Origin of the sequence: Pantoea sp. JZ29, from assembly GCF_035190385.1 — a bacterium.
GTDB classification, from domain to species: Bacteria; Pseudomonadota; Gammaproteobacteria; order Enterobacterales; family Enterobacteriaceae; genus Pantoea; species Pantoea stewartii.
Map to the genome: position 1 here is coordinate 3,505,271 of NZ_CP045241.1, position 13,922 is coordinate 3,519,192.

The 13,922-nt window shown below is 53.7% G+C and carries 14 protein-coding genes, 1 tRNA gene and 1 rRNA gene; 8 read left to right on the plus strand and 8 right to left on the minus strand.

Going from position 1 to position 13,922, the window contains the following annotated elements; genetic code table 11:
- Window positions 1-25: 25 nt before the first annotated feature.
- The 3 genes from GC090_RS16370 to gmhB form a co-directional block, all read right to left on the minus strand.
- Window positions 26-100 (minus strand) — tRNA-Glu (locus GC090_RS16370).
- A 92-nt stretch (window positions 101-192) separates the two neighbouring features.
- Window positions 193-1,734, minus strand: a 16S ribosomal RNA gene (locus GC090_RS16375).
- 410 nt (window positions 1,735-2,144) lie between these two features.
- Entirely contained in the window at window positions 2,145-2,705 is a 561-nt protein-coding gene (gmhB, locus tag GC090_RS16380) for a D-glycero-beta-D-manno-heptose 1,7-bisphosphate 7-phosphatase (RefSeq protein WP_164482980.1), read from the minus strand.
- 188 nt (window positions 2,706-2,893) lie between these two features.
- Here gmhB and metN point away from each other — a divergent pair, with 188 nt between their 5' ends.
- The 6 genes from metN to proS all read left to right on the plus strand — a co-directional run bounded on the left by metN (window position 2,894) and on the right by proS (window position 8,450).
- Window positions 2,894-3,925: a methionine ABC transporter ATP-binding protein MetN gene (gene metN, locus GC090_RS16385; protein ID WP_033740329.1), complete on the plus strand. Its 1,032-nt coding sequence runs from the start codon at window positions 2,894-2,896 to the stop codon at window positions 3,923-3,925.
- On the plus strand, window positions 3,918-4,571 hold the full coding sequence (locus GC090_RS16390) for a methionine ABC transporter permease MetI (RefSeq protein WP_039338652.1): 654 nt from the start codon (window positions 3,918-3,920) through the stop codon (window positions 4,569-4,571). The genes metN and GC090_RS16390 overlap by 8 nt, the downstream gene beginning before the upstream one ends.
- A 29-nt stretch (window positions 4,572-4,600) precedes the next feature.
- Window positions 4,601-5,416, plus strand: a complete 816-nt coding sequence (locus GC090_RS16395; RefSeq protein WP_033740328.1) for a MetQ/NlpA family lipoprotein — start codon at window positions 4,601-4,603, stop codon at window positions 5,414-5,416.
- 126 nt (window positions 5,417-5,542) lie between these two features.
- The gene (rcsF, locus tag GC090_RS16400; protein ID WP_006117786.1) at window positions 5,543-5,941 is read left to right on the plus strand and encodes an envelope stress sensor lipoprotein RcsF; all 399 of its coding nucleotides are present in this window, start codon (window positions 5,543-5,545) and stop codon (window positions 5,939-5,941) included.
- Window positions 5,938-6,642 carry a tRNA (N6-threonylcarbamoyladenosine(37)-N6)-methyltransferase TrmO gene (gene tsaA, locus GC090_RS16405; protein WP_033740326.1) on the plus strand — a complete coding sequence of 235 codons (705 nt, stop codon included), beginning with the start codon at window positions 5,938-5,940 and terminating at the stop codon, window positions 6,640-6,642. The genes rcsF and tsaA overlap by 4 nt, the downstream gene beginning before the upstream one ends.
- 89 nt (window positions 6,643-6,731) lie before the next feature.
- On the plus strand, window positions 6,732-8,450 hold the full coding sequence (gene proS / locus GC090_RS16410) for a proline--tRNA ligase (RefSeq protein ID WP_033740325.1): 1,719 nt from the start codon (window positions 6,732-6,734) through the stop codon (window positions 8,448-8,450).
- A gap of 91 nt (window positions 8,451-8,541) precedes the next feature.
- Here proS and arfB read toward each other — a convergent pair whose 3' ends face one another.
- The gene (arfB, locus tag GC090_RS16415) at window positions 8,542-8,952 is read right to left on the minus strand and encodes an alternative ribosome rescue aminoacyl-tRNA hydrolase ArfB (protein ID WP_006117783.1); all 411 of its coding nucleotides are present in this window, start codon (window positions 8,950-8,952) and stop codon (window positions 8,542-8,544) included.
- 217 nt (window positions 8,953-9,169) lie between these two features.
- Here arfB and GC090_RS16420 point away from each other — a divergent pair, with 217 nt between their 5' ends.
- Both GC090_RS16420 and rof read left to right on the plus strand, forming a co-directional pair.
- The gene (locus GC090_RS16420) at window positions 9,170-9,370 is read left to right on the plus strand and encodes a YaeP family protein (protein WP_033740323.1); all 201 of its coding nucleotides are present in this window, start codon (window positions 9,170-9,172) and stop codon (window positions 9,368-9,370) included.
- Complete coding sequence (rof, locus tag GC090_RS16425) at window positions 9,357-9,617, plus strand: Rho-binding antiterminator (RefSeq protein ID WP_033740322.1); 261 nt, start codon at window positions 9,357-9,359, stop codon at window positions 9,615-9,617. Before GC090_RS16420 ends, rof begins: the two co-directional genes overlap by 14 nt.
- A 40-nt stretch (window positions 9,618-9,657) precedes the next feature.
- Here rof and GC090_RS16430 read toward each other — a convergent pair whose 3' ends face one another.
- Genes GC090_RS16430 through GC090_RS16445 form a run of 4 tightly spaced genes read right to left on the minus strand, consistent with a single transcriptional unit; the run spans window position 9,658 to window position 13,884 of the window.
- Entirely contained in the window at window positions 9,658-9,966 is a 309-nt protein-coding gene (locus GC090_RS16430; protein WP_033740321.1) for a c-type cytochrome, read from the minus strand.
- The gene (tilS, locus tag GC090_RS16435) at window positions 9,963-11,270 is read right to left on the minus strand and encodes a tRNA lysidine(34) synthetase TilS (RefSeq protein WP_324020422.1); all 1,308 of its coding nucleotides are present in this window, start codon (window positions 11,268-11,270) and stop codon (window positions 9,963-9,965) included. The genes GC090_RS16430 and tilS overlap by 4 nt, the downstream gene beginning before the upstream one ends.
- Window positions 11,271-11,317: 47 nt before the next feature.
- Window positions 11,318-11,707, minus strand: coding sequence for a VOC family protein (locus tag GC090_RS16440; protein WP_033740319.1), 390 nt, complete (start codon window positions 11,705-11,707; stop codon window positions 11,318-11,320).
- A 20-nt stretch (window positions 11,708-11,727) separates the two neighbouring features.
- The gene (locus tag GC090_RS16445; protein ID WP_058708986.1) at window positions 11,728-13,884 is read right to left on the minus strand and encodes a lysine decarboxylase LdcC; all 2,157 of its coding nucleotides are present in this window, start codon (window positions 13,882-13,884) and stop codon (window positions 11,728-11,730) included.
- Window positions 13,885-13,922: the final 38 nt, after the last annotated feature.

The window sequence follows — 13,922 nt, forward strand, 5'->3', positions numbered from 1 at the left end:
CACCTTTCACCTGTCACCAAGCAAGTGGCGTCCCCTAGGGGATTCGAACCCCTGTTGCCGCCGTGAAAGGGCGGAGTCCTAACCGCTAGACGAAGGGGACACGTACGTGTGTCTCGGCTTCGCAGCCGTCTTGCTTCTTCAGCTTTCTATCAGACAATCTGTGTGAGCACTGCGCACGAAGGTATCTTCAGGTAAGGAGGTGATCCAACCGCAGGTTCCCCTACGGTTACCTTGTTACGACTTCACCCCAGTCATGAATCACAAAGTGGTAAGCGCCCTCCCGAGGGTTAAGCTACCTACTTCTTTTGCAACCCACTCCCATGGTGTGACGGGCGGTGTGTACAAGGCCCGGGAACGTATTCACCGTGGCATTCTGATCCACGATTACTAGCGATTCCGACTTCACGGAGTCGAGTTGCAGACTCCGATCCGGACTACGACGCACTTTATGAGGTCCGCTTGCTCTCGCGAGGTCGCTTCTCTTTGTATGCGCCATTGTAGCACGTGTGTAGCCCTACTCGTAAGGGCCATGATGACTTGACGTCATCCCCACCTTCCTCCGGTTTATCACCGGCAGTCTCCTTTGAGTTCCCGACCGAATCGCTGGCAACAAAGGATAAGGGTTGCGCTCGTTGCGGGACTTAACCCAACATTTCACAACACGAGCTGACGACAGCCATGCAGCACCTGTCTCAGCGTTCCCGAAGGCACCAATCCATCTCTGGAAAGTTCGCTGGATGTCAAGAGTAGGTAAGGTTCTTCGCGTTGCATCGAATTAAACCACATGCTCCACCGCTTGTGCGGGCCCCCGTCAATTCATTTGAGTTTTAACCTTGCGGCCGTACTCCCCAGGCGGTCGACTTAACGCGTTAGCTCCGGAAGCCACTCCTCAAGGGAACAACCTCCAAGTCGACATCGTTTACGGCGTGGACTACCAGGGTATCTAATCCTGTTTGCTCCCCACGCTTTCGCACCTGAGCGTCAGTCTTCGTCCAGGGGGCCGCCTTCGCCACCGGTATTCCTCCAGATCTCTACGCATTTCACCGCTACACCTGGAATTCTACCCCCCTCTACGAGACTCAAGCCTGCCAGTTTCAAATGCAGTTCCCAGGTTAAGCCCGGGGATTTCACATCTGACTTAACAGACCGCCTGCGTGCGCTTTACGCCCAGTAATTCCGATTAACGCTTGCACCCTCCGTATTACCGCGGCTGCTGGCACGGAGTTAGCCGGTGCTTCTTCTGCGGGTAACGTCAATTGCTGAGGTTATTAACCTCACCACCTTCCTCCCCGCTGAAAGTACTTTACAACCCGAAGGCCTTCTTCATACACGCGGCATGGCTGCATCAGGCTTGCGCCCATTGTGCAATATTCCCCACTGCTGCCTCCCGTAGGAGTCTGGACCGTGTCTCAGTTCCAGTGTGGCTGGTCATCCTCTCAGACCAGCTAGGGATCGTCGCCTAGGTGGGCCGTTACCCCGCCTACAAGCTAATCCCATCTGGGCACATCCGATGGTGTGAGGCCCGAAGGTCCCCCACTTTGGTCTTGCGACGTTATGCGGTATTAGCTACCGTTTCCAGTAGTTATCCCCCTCCATCGGGCAGTTTCCCAGACATTACTCACCCGTCCGCCACTCGTCACCCGAGGAGCAAGCTCCTCTGTGCTACCGTCCGACTTGCATGTGTTAGGCCTGCCGCCAGCGTTCAATCTGAGCCATGATCAAACTCTTCAATTTAAAGTTTGATTTGCTGCAACCAGTGCAGCGATGCTCAAGGAAAACGTCGTAATGAATTTCAATACGTGTTCACTCTTAAGACTTGATATTTTTTTTGCGTCCGGAGACGCGGATATCAATCCTGCGAGTGCCCACACAGATTGTCTGATAAATTGTTAAAGAGCAGTGCAACCAGCGGGTTAACCGTCTGTTGCGAGGTGGCGTATATTACGCTTTCCTCCTTCAGAGTCAACCTCTTTTTCAGAAGTTTTTCTCCGGCGAAAACTCCGGGGAGTTCTCTGCTGAACACCGCATTCCGTAAGTCGTTGTGCCGTGTCAGTGGAGGCGCATTATAGGGAAGCTTTCGCAGAGCGCAAGTGCAAATTTAAACTTTTTTGCTGTTCGTCTGAAATTTGCACAAAAGCGCTGTTTTAACCCTTTTTAATACGGGAAGGGAGCGCCGCAAGACTCTCTATTACCCAGTCAGCCAATGCCTCGCCTTCCGGCGTAACCGGCTTCCCACTGCGCACTAACACTTTCTTACCGACACCGGCGGCCTGGGCAGCCTGCATATCTTCCAGCTTATCCCCTACCATATAAGACGCAGCCATATCGATATGCAGCTCTTCTTGCGCCGCCAGCAGCATGCCGGGTTGCGGTTTACGGCAGTCGCACTGCTGGCGATACGCTTCTACCGTCGCATCCGGGTGATGTGGACAGAAATAGATCCCATCAAGGTCGACATCGCGATCGGCCAGCGACCAGTCCATCCACTCGGTAAGCTGCATAAACTGATCTTCACTAAACATGCCACGTGCGATGCCAGACTGGTTTGTCACGATAACCAGCGCAAAGCCCATCTTTTTGAGTTGCTGCAACGCTTCAATTACACCATCGATAAACTGGAAATGATCGATTTCGTGGACATAGCCGTGATCAACATTGAGGGTGCCATCGCGATCGAGAAAAATGGCCGGGACTTTATTCGCCACGTAGAAACTCCTGCTATAAAAATTGCCGCTCAGTATCGCACGATTGTCATAAAAGGGAGAATGCCCGTTTACATGACTTCGATTGATTTAGACGTCTGGATGCCTTAACATCCATCCAGCTTATGCATGCTGTCCTTTATGGCAGCACACCAGACCACGGATAATGCAAGACGGCAATAAATAACGTAATGATTAAATTAGAAAATATAACCAAAGTGTTCCAGCAAGGTTCGCGAACGATAAAGGCGTTATCTAACGTCAGCCTGCATGTCCCGGCCGGACAGATCTATGGCGTCATCGGCGCATCCGGTGCCGGAAAAAGTACGCTGATTCGTTGCGTGAATCTGCTCGAACGCCCTTCTTCAGGTCGTGTGTTGGTTGATGGCGCGGATTTAACGGCGCTGAGCGAACGACAGCTGACGCAGGCCCGCCGCCAGATTGGTATGATTTTTCAGCACTTCAACCTGATGAACTCCCGCACCGTCGCCGGCAATGTTGCGCTGCCATTAGAATTGGGTAGCCTTTCTCGTGATGAAATTAAAAAGCGCGTCTCTGAGCTCCTGGAGCTGGTCGGCCTGGCGGATAAGCACGATGCCTGGCCAGCCAATCTCTCCGGCGGGCAAAAACAGCGTGTTGCCATTGCCCGCGCTCTGGCCAGTAACCCGAAAGTTCTGCTGTGTGATGAAGCCACCAGCGCATTAGATCCAGCGACCACGCGCTCAATTCTGGAATTACTGAAAGATATTAACCGCCGTCTGGGCCTGACTATTCTGTTAATTACCCATGAGATGGATGTGGTGAAACGCATCTGCGATCAGGTTGCGGTCATCAGCCAGGGTGAGCTGATCGAGAAAGACAGCGTAAGTGAAGTCTTCTCGCACCCCAAAACCCCGCTGGCGCAACAGTTCATCCAGTCAACCCTGCATCTGGATATTCCAGACGACTACCAGCAGCGCCTGTCGCCCGAAGCGGGCCCTGACAGCATGCCATTACTGCGTATGGAATTTACCGGCCAGTCCGTCGATGCTCCATTGCTGTCTGAAGCAGCGCGGCGTTTCAATATCAATAACAACATTATCAGTGCGCAGATGGATTACGCCGGCGGTGTGAAGTTTGGCATCATGCTGGCGGAAATTCACGGTAGCGAAAGCGATACACAAGCCGCCATTCAGTGGCTGCAGGAACATCATGTCAAAGTCGAGGTATTAGGTTATGTCTGAAGCGATGATTGCGCTGCTGGGGCGCGGCGTCTGGGAAACGTTGATGATGACCTTTGTCTCTGGCTTTTTCGGCTTCGTTCTGGGTTTACCGGTCGGCGTACTGCTGTATGTTACCCGTCCGGGACAGATTCTTGAAAACAAAGGGCTGTACCGTGTGCTGTCCGCCCTGGTTAACGTTTTCCGCTCGATCCCTTTCATTATCCTCCTTGTGTGGATGATTCCGTTTACCCGCGTCATTGTTGGAACCTCTATTGGCTTACAGGCGGCCATCGTGCCCCTGACTGTCGGTGCGGCACCGTTTATTGCCCGCATGGTTGAAAATGCCCTGCTGGAACTCCCGACCGGGTTAATTGAAGCATCACGCGCGATGGGTGCCACGCCGATGCAAATCGTGCGCAAAGTCCTGCTGCCTGAAGCCCTGCCCGGTCTTGTTAACGCGGCCACCATTACGTTGATTACCCTGGTAGGTTACTCGGCGATGGGCGGCGCAGTCGGCGCGGGCGGCCTCGGACAAATTGGCTACCAGTATGGTTATATCGGATATAACGCGACGGTGATGAATACGGTATTAGTGTTATTAGTCGTTTTGGTGTATCTCATACAATTCTGTGGCGACCGCATCGTGCGTGCTGTGTCCCATAAATAAGCAAGCAATATCACTATTAAGGAAAGGATATGTCTTTCAAATTTAAAAACATTGCCGCTGTGGGTGCATTAATTGGCGCGATTGCGCTGGCAGGATGCGATCAAAAAGCCAAAGATCCCAACCATATCAAAGTGGGCGTGATCGTCGGCGCTGAACAGCAGGTTGCCGAAGCGGCGGCCAAAGTGGCGAAAGATAAGTATGGTCTGGATGTTGAGCTGGTGACCTTTAATGACTATGTGCTGCCGAACGAAGCACTGAGCAAAGGCGATATCGATGTGAATGCGTTCCAGCACAAACCGTATCTGGATCAACAGATCAAAGATCGCGGTTACAAGCTGGTTTCTGTAGGTAACTCTTTTGTTTATCCGATTGCGGGCTATTCGAAAAAAATCAAATCGCTGGATCAACTGCAGGATGGCGCACAGGTTGCCATTCCTAACGACCCAACCAACCTGGGCCGTTCGCTGCTGCTGCTGCAGAAAGTGGGCCTGATCAAGCTGAAAGACGGTGTTGGCCTGCTGCCAACCTCGCTGGATATTGTTGAGAATCCAAAACACCTGAAGATTGTTGAGCTGGAGGCGCCACAGCTGCCACGTTCACTGGACGATCAGCAAATCGCCCTGGCCGTGATCAACACCACTTACGCCAGCCAGATTGGCCTGACGCCGGCGAAAGATGGCATCTTTGTGGAAGATAAAGACTCCCCTTACGTGAACCTGATTGTGGCGCGTGAAGACAACAAAGACGCGGAAAATGTGAAGAAATTCGTGCAGGCTTATCAGTCTGACGAAGTGGCTGACGCGGCCAACAAAGTGTTTAACGGTGGTGCCGTTAAAGGCTGGTAAGGTCGTCTGATCTCTTCCCTCAGGGCGGCTTTTAGCCGCCCTTTCTGTTATTGCCATTTGCTGACTTGTTATTTATCCGTGTCCTTGTTTCAATAACGCCACTTTTTGACACTTGAGGATGTTGCTATGCGTTTTTTACCGCTCTGCTTGTTAGCATTGATGCTGACAGGGTGTGTTCGGGAATACCACCCAATAAGCAGCGCACCTTCTCATCCGCAGCAATCCAGCGAACCGACACGTAAGCCAACGTATCGTCCCGCCCCCGTTAAGGTGTACACCGATGCTGCCGATCTGGTGAGCAAGCCCTTCCGCGATCTGGGTGAAGTCTCCGCAGAGGATTGCCAGATGAGCAATCAGAGTTCACCGCCCAACATCGCTACCGCGCGTAAACGTATGCAGATTAAAGCCGCGCAGATGAAAGCTAATGCGGTACTGCTTCACAAATGTGAAATCGTGAGCAGCACCCCGGGCTGCTACCGTCAGGCTGTCTGCCAGGGTTCGGCGCTGAAAGTCACCAGTCAATGAGTGATTTTGCCTTTGCGCAGATCGGCGTAATCCGTTCGCCGTGGAAAGAGAAGTTCGCTGTCCCGCGTCAGCCTGGTCTGGTTCAGGACGGCGGCGGCGAACTGCATCTTTTGCCGCCTTATAATCAGGCAGAGGCCGTGCGCGGCCTGGAAGACTTCAGCCATCTCTGGGTGCTGTTTGTTTTTCATCAGACCCTGGAAGGCGGCTGGCGTCCGACCGTTCGCCCGCCCCGCCTGGGCGGTAACGCGCGCATGGGCGTTTTTGCTACGCGATCGACCTTTCGCCCTAATCCGATTGGGATGTCGCTGATTGAGCTCAAAGGCATCCGCTGCGCGAAGCAACAGGTCATTCTGGAGCTGGGCAGTCTGGATCTGGTGGACGGCACGCCGGTGGTCGATATCAAGCCCTATCTGCCCTTCGCCGAAGCCCTGCCTGAGGCGAGAGCGGGTTTTGCGCAGTCCGCGCCGGAAAGCAGCATGCCTGTGCGGTTTTCGCCGCTGGCCGGGCAGCAGTTGCAGCAGTATGCGCGCTATCCCTATCTTGCCCGCTTTATCCGTGAGGTTCTTGCGCAGGATCCGCGCCCCGCTTACCGTAAAGGTGAGGAAAAGGATCGCATTTATGCCGCCTCGCTGCTTGAGTTTACTGTGCGCTGGCGCGTTGATCACGCAGGCACGGAAGTCGTGGCCATCGATCCGCGTTAAAACCCGCTTTTTAGCCGGTGATCTCACTGGTACACTAGCCGCCAGCCTATTTTTGTCCGTGAATTTCCGATCAACTGGAATTGTAATCAATGCGTACTACTCAATATCTGCTCTCTACTCAGAAAGAGACACCGTCTGACGCGGAAGTGATCAGCCACCAGCTGATGCTGCGTGCTGGCATGATCCGTAAACTGGCCTCAGGGTTATATACCTGGCTGCCAACCGGACTGCGCGTATTAAAAAAAGTCGAAAACATCGTTCGCGAAGAAATGAACAACGCCGGTGCCATTGAGATTTCAATGCCTGTGGTCCAACCCGCAGACCTGTGGCAGGAGAGCGGCCGCTGGGAGCAGTACGGTCCAGAATTACTGCGTGTTGCCGATCGTCATGAACGTCCGTTTGTGCTCGGCCCAACGCATGAAGAAGTGATTACCGATCTGATTCGTAATGAGCTGAGCTCTTATAAACAGCTGCCGCTGAATCTGTATCAAATTCAGACCAAATTCCGTGATGAAGTGCGCCCACGTTTTGGCGTGATGCGTTCGCGCGAGTTCATCATGAAAGACGCCTACTCCTTCCATACCACGCAGGAATCATTGCAGGAAACCTATGACGCGATGTACCGCGCTTATAGTCAGATCTTCAGCCGTATGGGTCTGGATTTCCGTGCCGTGCAGGCGGACACCGGCTCGATTGGTGGCAGTGCCTCACATGAGTTCCAGGTGCTGGCACAGAGCGGCGAAGATGATGTGATCTTCTCAACCGACTCTGACTATGCGGCGAACATTGAACTGGCCGAAGCCGTGGCACCGGCGGGCGAACGCCCTGCGCCTCAGGAAACAATGCGTCAGATCGATACACCGAATGCCAAAACCATCGCCGATCTGGTGAATCAGTTCCAGATGCCGATTGAGAAAACCGTGAAGACGCTGATGGTCAAGGGTGCAGAGGGAAGCGGTCATGCTCTGGTTGCCTTCCTGGTCCGCGGCGATCACGAACTGAACGAAATTAAGGCTGAAAAATCGCCGCTGGTTGCGTCACCGCTGGTTTTCGCGACCGAAGAAGAGATTCGTGCCGTGGTGGGTGCTGGCTTTGGTTCGCTGGGGCCGGTCGGGTTGACGATGCCGATTATCGCAGACCGTACCGTGGCGAAGATGAGTGATTTCTGCGCCGGTGCAAATGTGGACGGTAAGCACTACGTTGGCATTAACTGGGAACGCGATCTGCCCATGGCCGAGGTTGCTGATATCCGTAATGTGGTAGAAGGCGATCTGAGCCCGGACGGCAAAGGCACATTGCAGATCAAACGTGGTATCGAAGTAGGCCATATTTTCCAGTTGGGCACCAAATACTCCGAAGCGATGAAAGCGGCCGTTCAGGGTGAAGATGGTCGTAATCAGGTCATGACGATGGGGTGCTACGGCATCGGTATTACCCGTGTAGTGGCGGCGGCGATCGAGCAGAACCATGACGATCGCGGTATCATCTGGCCTGCGGCACTGGCCCCGTTCGACGTAGCGATTCTGCCAATGAACATGCAGAAATCATTCCGCGTAAAAGAGTTAGCGGAAGAACTGTACAACACGCTGCGCGCGAAAGGCGTCGAGGTGATTCTGGATGACCGTAAAGAACGTCCAGGCGTTATGTTCGCCGATATGGAACTGATTGGCGTCCCGCATACCATCGTGATTGGCGATCGCAATCTTGATAACCAGGAGATCGAATACAAAGCCCGTCGTGCCGGTGAAAAGCAGATGATTAAGCAGGATGAGATTGTCGATTTCCTGCTCAAGGCACTGAACAAGTAAGCCTGCCATAACGCCCCTTCATGGGGCGTTTTTTTTAACGCATGGTCGACTCTGTTCTCCTGACGACCACAGGTAATTCTCTGGCCACGTCTTACAGCACTTTACCGCGCAATGCTTTGGTCTGGCTGCGCCGTGATTTCCCTTCCAGCCTGCGCGCTTTCGACGCGCGTGTCGGTCGTGTTGAGCGCCGGACTTTCTCTACCTTCGTGAGCTCCTGAATCAAATTCACCAGCCGTTGCAGCGCCGCTTCGCGGTTCATCTCCTGGCTGCGGTATTCCTGCGCCTTGATGATAATCGTCCCGTCGCCGGTAATTAAATGATGGCTGGCACTGAGCAACCGCTCTTTATAAAACGGCGGCAGGGAAGACGCGGCGATATCAAAACGCAGATGAATAGCGGTGCTGGTTTTGTTGACGTGCTGGCCCCCTGCCCCCTGCGCCCGAATGGCCGTCAGTTCAATTTCATTGTCTGGCAGCTCGACATTCCGTGACAGCGCAATCATCGTCCACCCGCCTTTGTCCGGTTCCCGTTTTTTCGCTCTGACCTGTTCATCAACTTAACCTTTCGTGCTTTATCCTGAAACGTCTGATACGGCGTAGTCCGCTACTTTAGCAGTGATTTGCTCGCTGTTCCTGCTTTCGCCTGGCTGATTTTCTTGAAATGCCTGTGATATAGTCGCAAATCAACCAGAGTATTTATGCTCTGCTGAGGAGGTGCCCGTGCAAAAATATTGTGAGTTAGTTCGCCAAAAATATGCCGAAATTGGCAGCGGAGATCTGGGCTATATTCCCGATGCCATCGGCTGCGCGCTTAACGCGCTTGATGCTATTGCCGCGAATGCTGCGCTAAACTCTTCTCTCAGGGAACAGGCGGCTTATGCCGCCGCAAACTTATTGGTGAGCGACTATGTTGATGAATGAAGCTTATAAACCCATCAATTGCGATGACTACGATAATCTGGAACTCGCCTGCCAAAAAAACTGGATGCTGTCGCTGGCGTTAAAAGATGGCGAGCAGCTAAAGGCAAAGGCCAGGGACATCCTTTCACGTAAAAACGTGGAGTATCTGGCCATTGAACTGTCCGGTGAAACGCGCGAGTTACGTCTCGATCATATTGCCAGTTTTAGCCATCCTGAACTCGGCACCGTCGTGGTCAGCGAAGAGTAATTTACTTCCCGTCGGGCGGGATGCATTCCCGCCCATCTCATCAGGGCTTTAACGAACTGTAGTACGCCGCTAAATCTGTTATCTCCTCATCGCTGAGCCCCGCAACAAACGCTTTCATCACCTCTGCCTGACCACCGTTGCGCTCTCCCTTCTTATAGGCCTGTAGCGCGTGCGCGAGATAAGCGGCGTTTTGGCCCGCCAGGCTGGGATAAAGGGGAACCGTCGCAATGCCTTTCGGACCATGGCAGGCCGTACAGGCCGCCGAACGCTGTTCGCCCGCGTGAATATCGCCTGCGGCACAGGCCGGAAACAACGTAAAAAACGTTAATGCCACTATCCATTGCCTCACAACGATACTCCTGTAGGTTTGTGCCAGTGAATCTGCCAGCCCTGTGCCTCCCCTGCTGCGCCTTCACGGGTCACGAACAGGCCGGGCGCACAAATAAGCGTTTGATTGTAATAAATGAGCGGAATACGTTCCCGCTGCCATGACGGGATATTCAACGCCTGCCAGATTTTCTTCATCTCGCGCCCGCCCGCGCGATCCACTATATGCACGTACCCTGTCGCATGAAAACGCACAAATACCTGTTCCTCCGGCGTCGGTCGTCGTAGTGAAGGCATTGTATAGTCGGGCTGAAGCGTGCCGATATGCTGCGGCAGGGGCAATGTCTGGTTGAGATTCTTCCAGGCGATTTCGCAGTCACGTAACGAGTCTCTGATCGGCAAAATATAAAGCCGCTGGCGATAACGGCGAATTTCGCTGTGGCCTAACCGTAGCCGTGGCTGGGCATCTTCACGACTCAGCATCACTTCCTGACGAATGCGGCGCAACGCATCGCGCGAGGGCATTTGCGCGCCCTGTCCGGCCAGCCAGCGACGCAGCAAAGCATTACTGCGTACCTCACTCATCGTCAGTAACGCGGAGAAACACAGGCTACCGTCCGGCTGAATCAGCGCAGCGAGTTGTTCCGCCAGCAACTCATCCAGCAGTTGCTCCTGCTCAGCACAGAGTGCCGCACTGCGCGCCGTCGCACTGGCGAAATGGGGCCAGCGTGCCACGACGGCCGGTAAGAGTTGCTGACGAAGAAAATTGCGGTCGTAACGCACATCCTGATTGCTCTCATCTTCAACCCATTGCAACTGATGCGTTTGGGCATACTGCTCTAATGACTGCCGGGAACAGCTTAACAGCGGGCGAAGCAGAGGGTTTTTACCCAGAGAGCCCGCCACCGGCATGGCCGCCAGACCGGCCGGGCCACTGCCGCGTTTCAGGGCCAGCAGGACGGTTTCACACTGATCGTCCAGGTGCTGTGCGGTAAGGAGTTTCTCATCAGTATGGAGCGCCTGGTGCAATGCCCGATAACGCGCCTGCCGCGCCGCCGCTTCAATGCCGTCGCCCTGATCGGTAACCTGCACGCGCAGGATTTCGCAGGGGATCTGCCATGTTGCGCACAGGGTCTGGCAATGCGCCGCCCAGTGGTCGGCATTAGCACTGAGGCCATGATGGACATGCAGCGCACGCAACCGCGAGGCCGGATGGTGCTGTTGCCAGTCCCGCAGCTTATGCAGCAGGACGGTAGAATCCAGGCCACCGCTAAACGCCACTACCAGCGCGTCGTTTTCATTCAGCAGTGCGTCAAAATCAGACATGATAATTCCATAACTCAGGCAGTGGGACGAGCCATAAAGCCGCCAGTTTACGCCTGATACAATTCAAGCGGCAAACCATCCGGGTCAGCAAAAAAGGTACAGGGTTTCCCGGTAAGCGCGTCAATGCGAATGGGTTCGCATGTCACGCCCTGCGTGTCCAGATAGCGCACCGCGGCTTCCACGTCCGGCACGCTGAAAGCCAGATGGCGAAGGCCACAGGCTTCCGGCTGACTGACCCGGGCGGGCGGGTGTGGAAAGGAAAACAGCTCAATGGTGTACTGACCGTTTAACGCCAGATCGCCTTTCCACGAATCGCGCGCTTCGCGGTAGTGCTCACTTTGCAGTTCAAATCCCAGTATGTCGCAGTAAAAGGCTTTACTGCGATGATAATCTGACGCAATGATGGCGATATGGTGAATGTGCGTTAGCTGTAGCATGTTTGCTCCCTGTTGGTCCTTCATTCCTGTTCCCCGCTCTGTTTCAGCACACGTACCCGATATTCACCTTCATCGGTTAGCGTCGCGCCGTGAATATCTGTCTCAAAGCCAGGATAGTGGCGCCCAATGCTACACAGCATGAGCAGGAAGTCGAGCACGGCGCGGCTTTGTTCTGTGATCATTTCGCCAGGCATCACCAGCGGTACACCGGGAGGATAAGGCAATATCATGTTGGCAGAGATACGGCCCACCAGCTCATTCATGTTTACGGTCTCAATATTGCCTTTCACCTGCTGCTGGAACGCCTGATGCGGCGTCATTTTCATCTCAGGTAAGACATCAAAGGCTTTCAGCATCAGACGCGGCAGGTCATGTTGCTGAATCAGGCGATGAATCCCCTGCGCCAGCGTCTGGATGCGCATCGTGCGGTAAAAGTCGGGATCTTCCGCATACAGATCCGGCAGCATGTTTTTTACGCGCAGATTCAGGTCGTAGGCGCGCTTAAATTCGGTTAATCCACGCAGCACGCTCATCGCCTTGGTCTTGTCGATGCCAATACTGAACAGGAACAACAGGTTATACGGACCGGTCTTTTCCACCACAATCCCACGCTCATCAAGGAATTTCGCCACCAGCGCAGCGGGGATCCCCTCTTCGGCCATTTCACCTAACTCGCTCATGCCCGGTGTAAGAATGGTGACTTTGATCGGATCGAGATACATATGATCGCGATCGGCCTGGGTGAAACCATGCCACGCTTCGTCTCCCGGCTGGATCGGCCAGCACTGCGCTTCATCCACATGCTCTGGTTGCCAGATATCAAAGAACCAGCTGTCCGACTCTTCGCGCAACCGCTGTATTTCACGACGAAAATGTAACGCGCGCTCGACTGACCGATTGATGAGCCTTTTCCCCGGATTCCCCCGCAGCATGGCGGCGGCTGTTTCAATAGAGGAAACAATCGCGTAATTGGGCGATGTGGTGGTGTGCATCATGTAGGCTTCATTAAAGGTTTGTTCGTCGTACTCGCCTTTGATGTGAATTAATGAGGCCTGCGAAAAGGCAGCCAGCAGTTTATGCGTGGACTGGGTTTCATAAATCACCTTGCCCGGTATCCGCTCACCGCTCATGCCGCTTTTCCCCTCATAGATAGGGTGAAAATTGGTGTAAGGCACCCAGGCCGAATCAAAGTGAATCGAGGGGACGTCGAGCGTTTGCTTGATGTACTGCGTGTTATAAAGCAAACCGTCGTAGGTCGAGTTAGTAATTACTGCATGAACGGGCCAGCTGGCGCGCGGCGTGGCAGCCACTTTCTGTTCAATGCTGGCACGGGTAAATTCTTTTTGCGGAATGCCGCCCAGAATGCCTAAGGCATTGCGTGTGGGTTTTAGCCAGACAGGAATCAGATCGCTCATCATCAGCAAGTGGGTAAGCGACTTGTGGCAGTTGCGGTCAACCAGAATCGTGCTGCCTGCCGGCGCGGCATACATGCCCACGATCTTGTTCGAAGTCGAGGTGCCGTTAGTCACCATATAGCTCTGTTCCGCACCGAACGTGCGGGCGATGTACTCTTCGGCCTCAAGATGTGGTCCGGTATGATCCAGCAGCGAGCCCAGCTCAGTCACCGAAATCGAAATATCCGACTTAAGCGTATTCGCGCCAAAGAAGTCATAGAACAAACAGCCCACCGGGCTTTTCTGGAAGGCCGTCCCGGCCATATGGCCCGGAGTGCAGAACGTGTACTTTCCCTCTTTCACATAGGTGAACAACGCTTTGGTTAACGGTGGTGTAATGTGGTCGAGGTAATCATCCGTGTACTGGCGGATGTGCAAGGCGATATCGTCGGCCGCATTCAGCGCGTACTCAAAAAAATGCAGCGGTAGCCGCATCTCATTGATGCTGATATCCATTTGCGAGTGGGTATTAATAAAGGCATACAGGGGCAGGTATTCATTGAGCTGATTAATTTCACCGCACAGCTCAGGGCTGTTGTGCTCATCCCAGTCAAAAATCACACCGCTGATACGGGGATTGTGTTCAATCAGTTTGAGAAGATCATCTGTGTTTTTAGGCCGTATGAGCTGAAAACCTTGCTGACTCAGTGCTACATCCAACTCGCGTAACGGTTCATCTTTGTAAAACACGCCATGCGCGCCCATGATCGCCAGAATATTCAATGCACATCTCCCTGATTGTTGAGGCATTGAGTAAGCAT

Coding starts and splice junctions, on each gene's coding strand:
- rcsF (WP_006117786.1), top strand. CDS start 5,543: ATGCGTTTTTTACCGCTCTGCTTGTTAGCATTGATGCTGACAGGGTGT.
- metN (WP_033740329.1), top strand. CDS start 2,894: ATGATTAAATTAGAAAATATAACCAAAGTGTTCCAGCAAGGTTCGCGA.
- arfB (WP_006117783.1), bottom strand. CDS start 8,952: ATGATTGCGCTGTCACGGAATGTCGAGCTGCCAGACAATGAAATTGAA.
- proS (WP_033740325.1), top strand. CDS start 6,732: ATGCGTACTACTCAATATCTGCTCTCTACTCAGAAAGAGACACCGTCT.
- rof (WP_033740322.1), top strand. CDS start 9,357: ATGTTGATGAATGAAGCTTATAAACCCATCAATTGCGATGACTACGAT.
- GC090_RS16440 (WP_033740319.1), bottom strand. CDS start 11,707: ATGCTACAGCTAACGCACATTCACCATATCGCCATCATTGCGTCAGAT.
- tsaA (WP_033740326.1), top strand. CDS start 5,938: ATGAGTGATTTTGCCTTTGCGCAGATCGGCGTAATCCGTTCGCCGTGG.
- GC090_RS16390 (WP_039338652.1), top strand. CDS start 3,918: ATGTCTGAAGCGATGATTGCGCTGCTGGGGCGCGGCGTCTGGGAAACG.
- tilS (WP_324020422.1), bottom strand. CDS start 11,270: ATGTCTGATTTTGACGCACTGCTGAATGAAAACGACGCGCTGGTAGTG.
- GC090_RS16395 (WP_033740328.1), top strand. CDS start 4,601: ATGTCTTTCAAATTTAAAAACATTGCCGCTGTGGGTGCATTAATTGGC.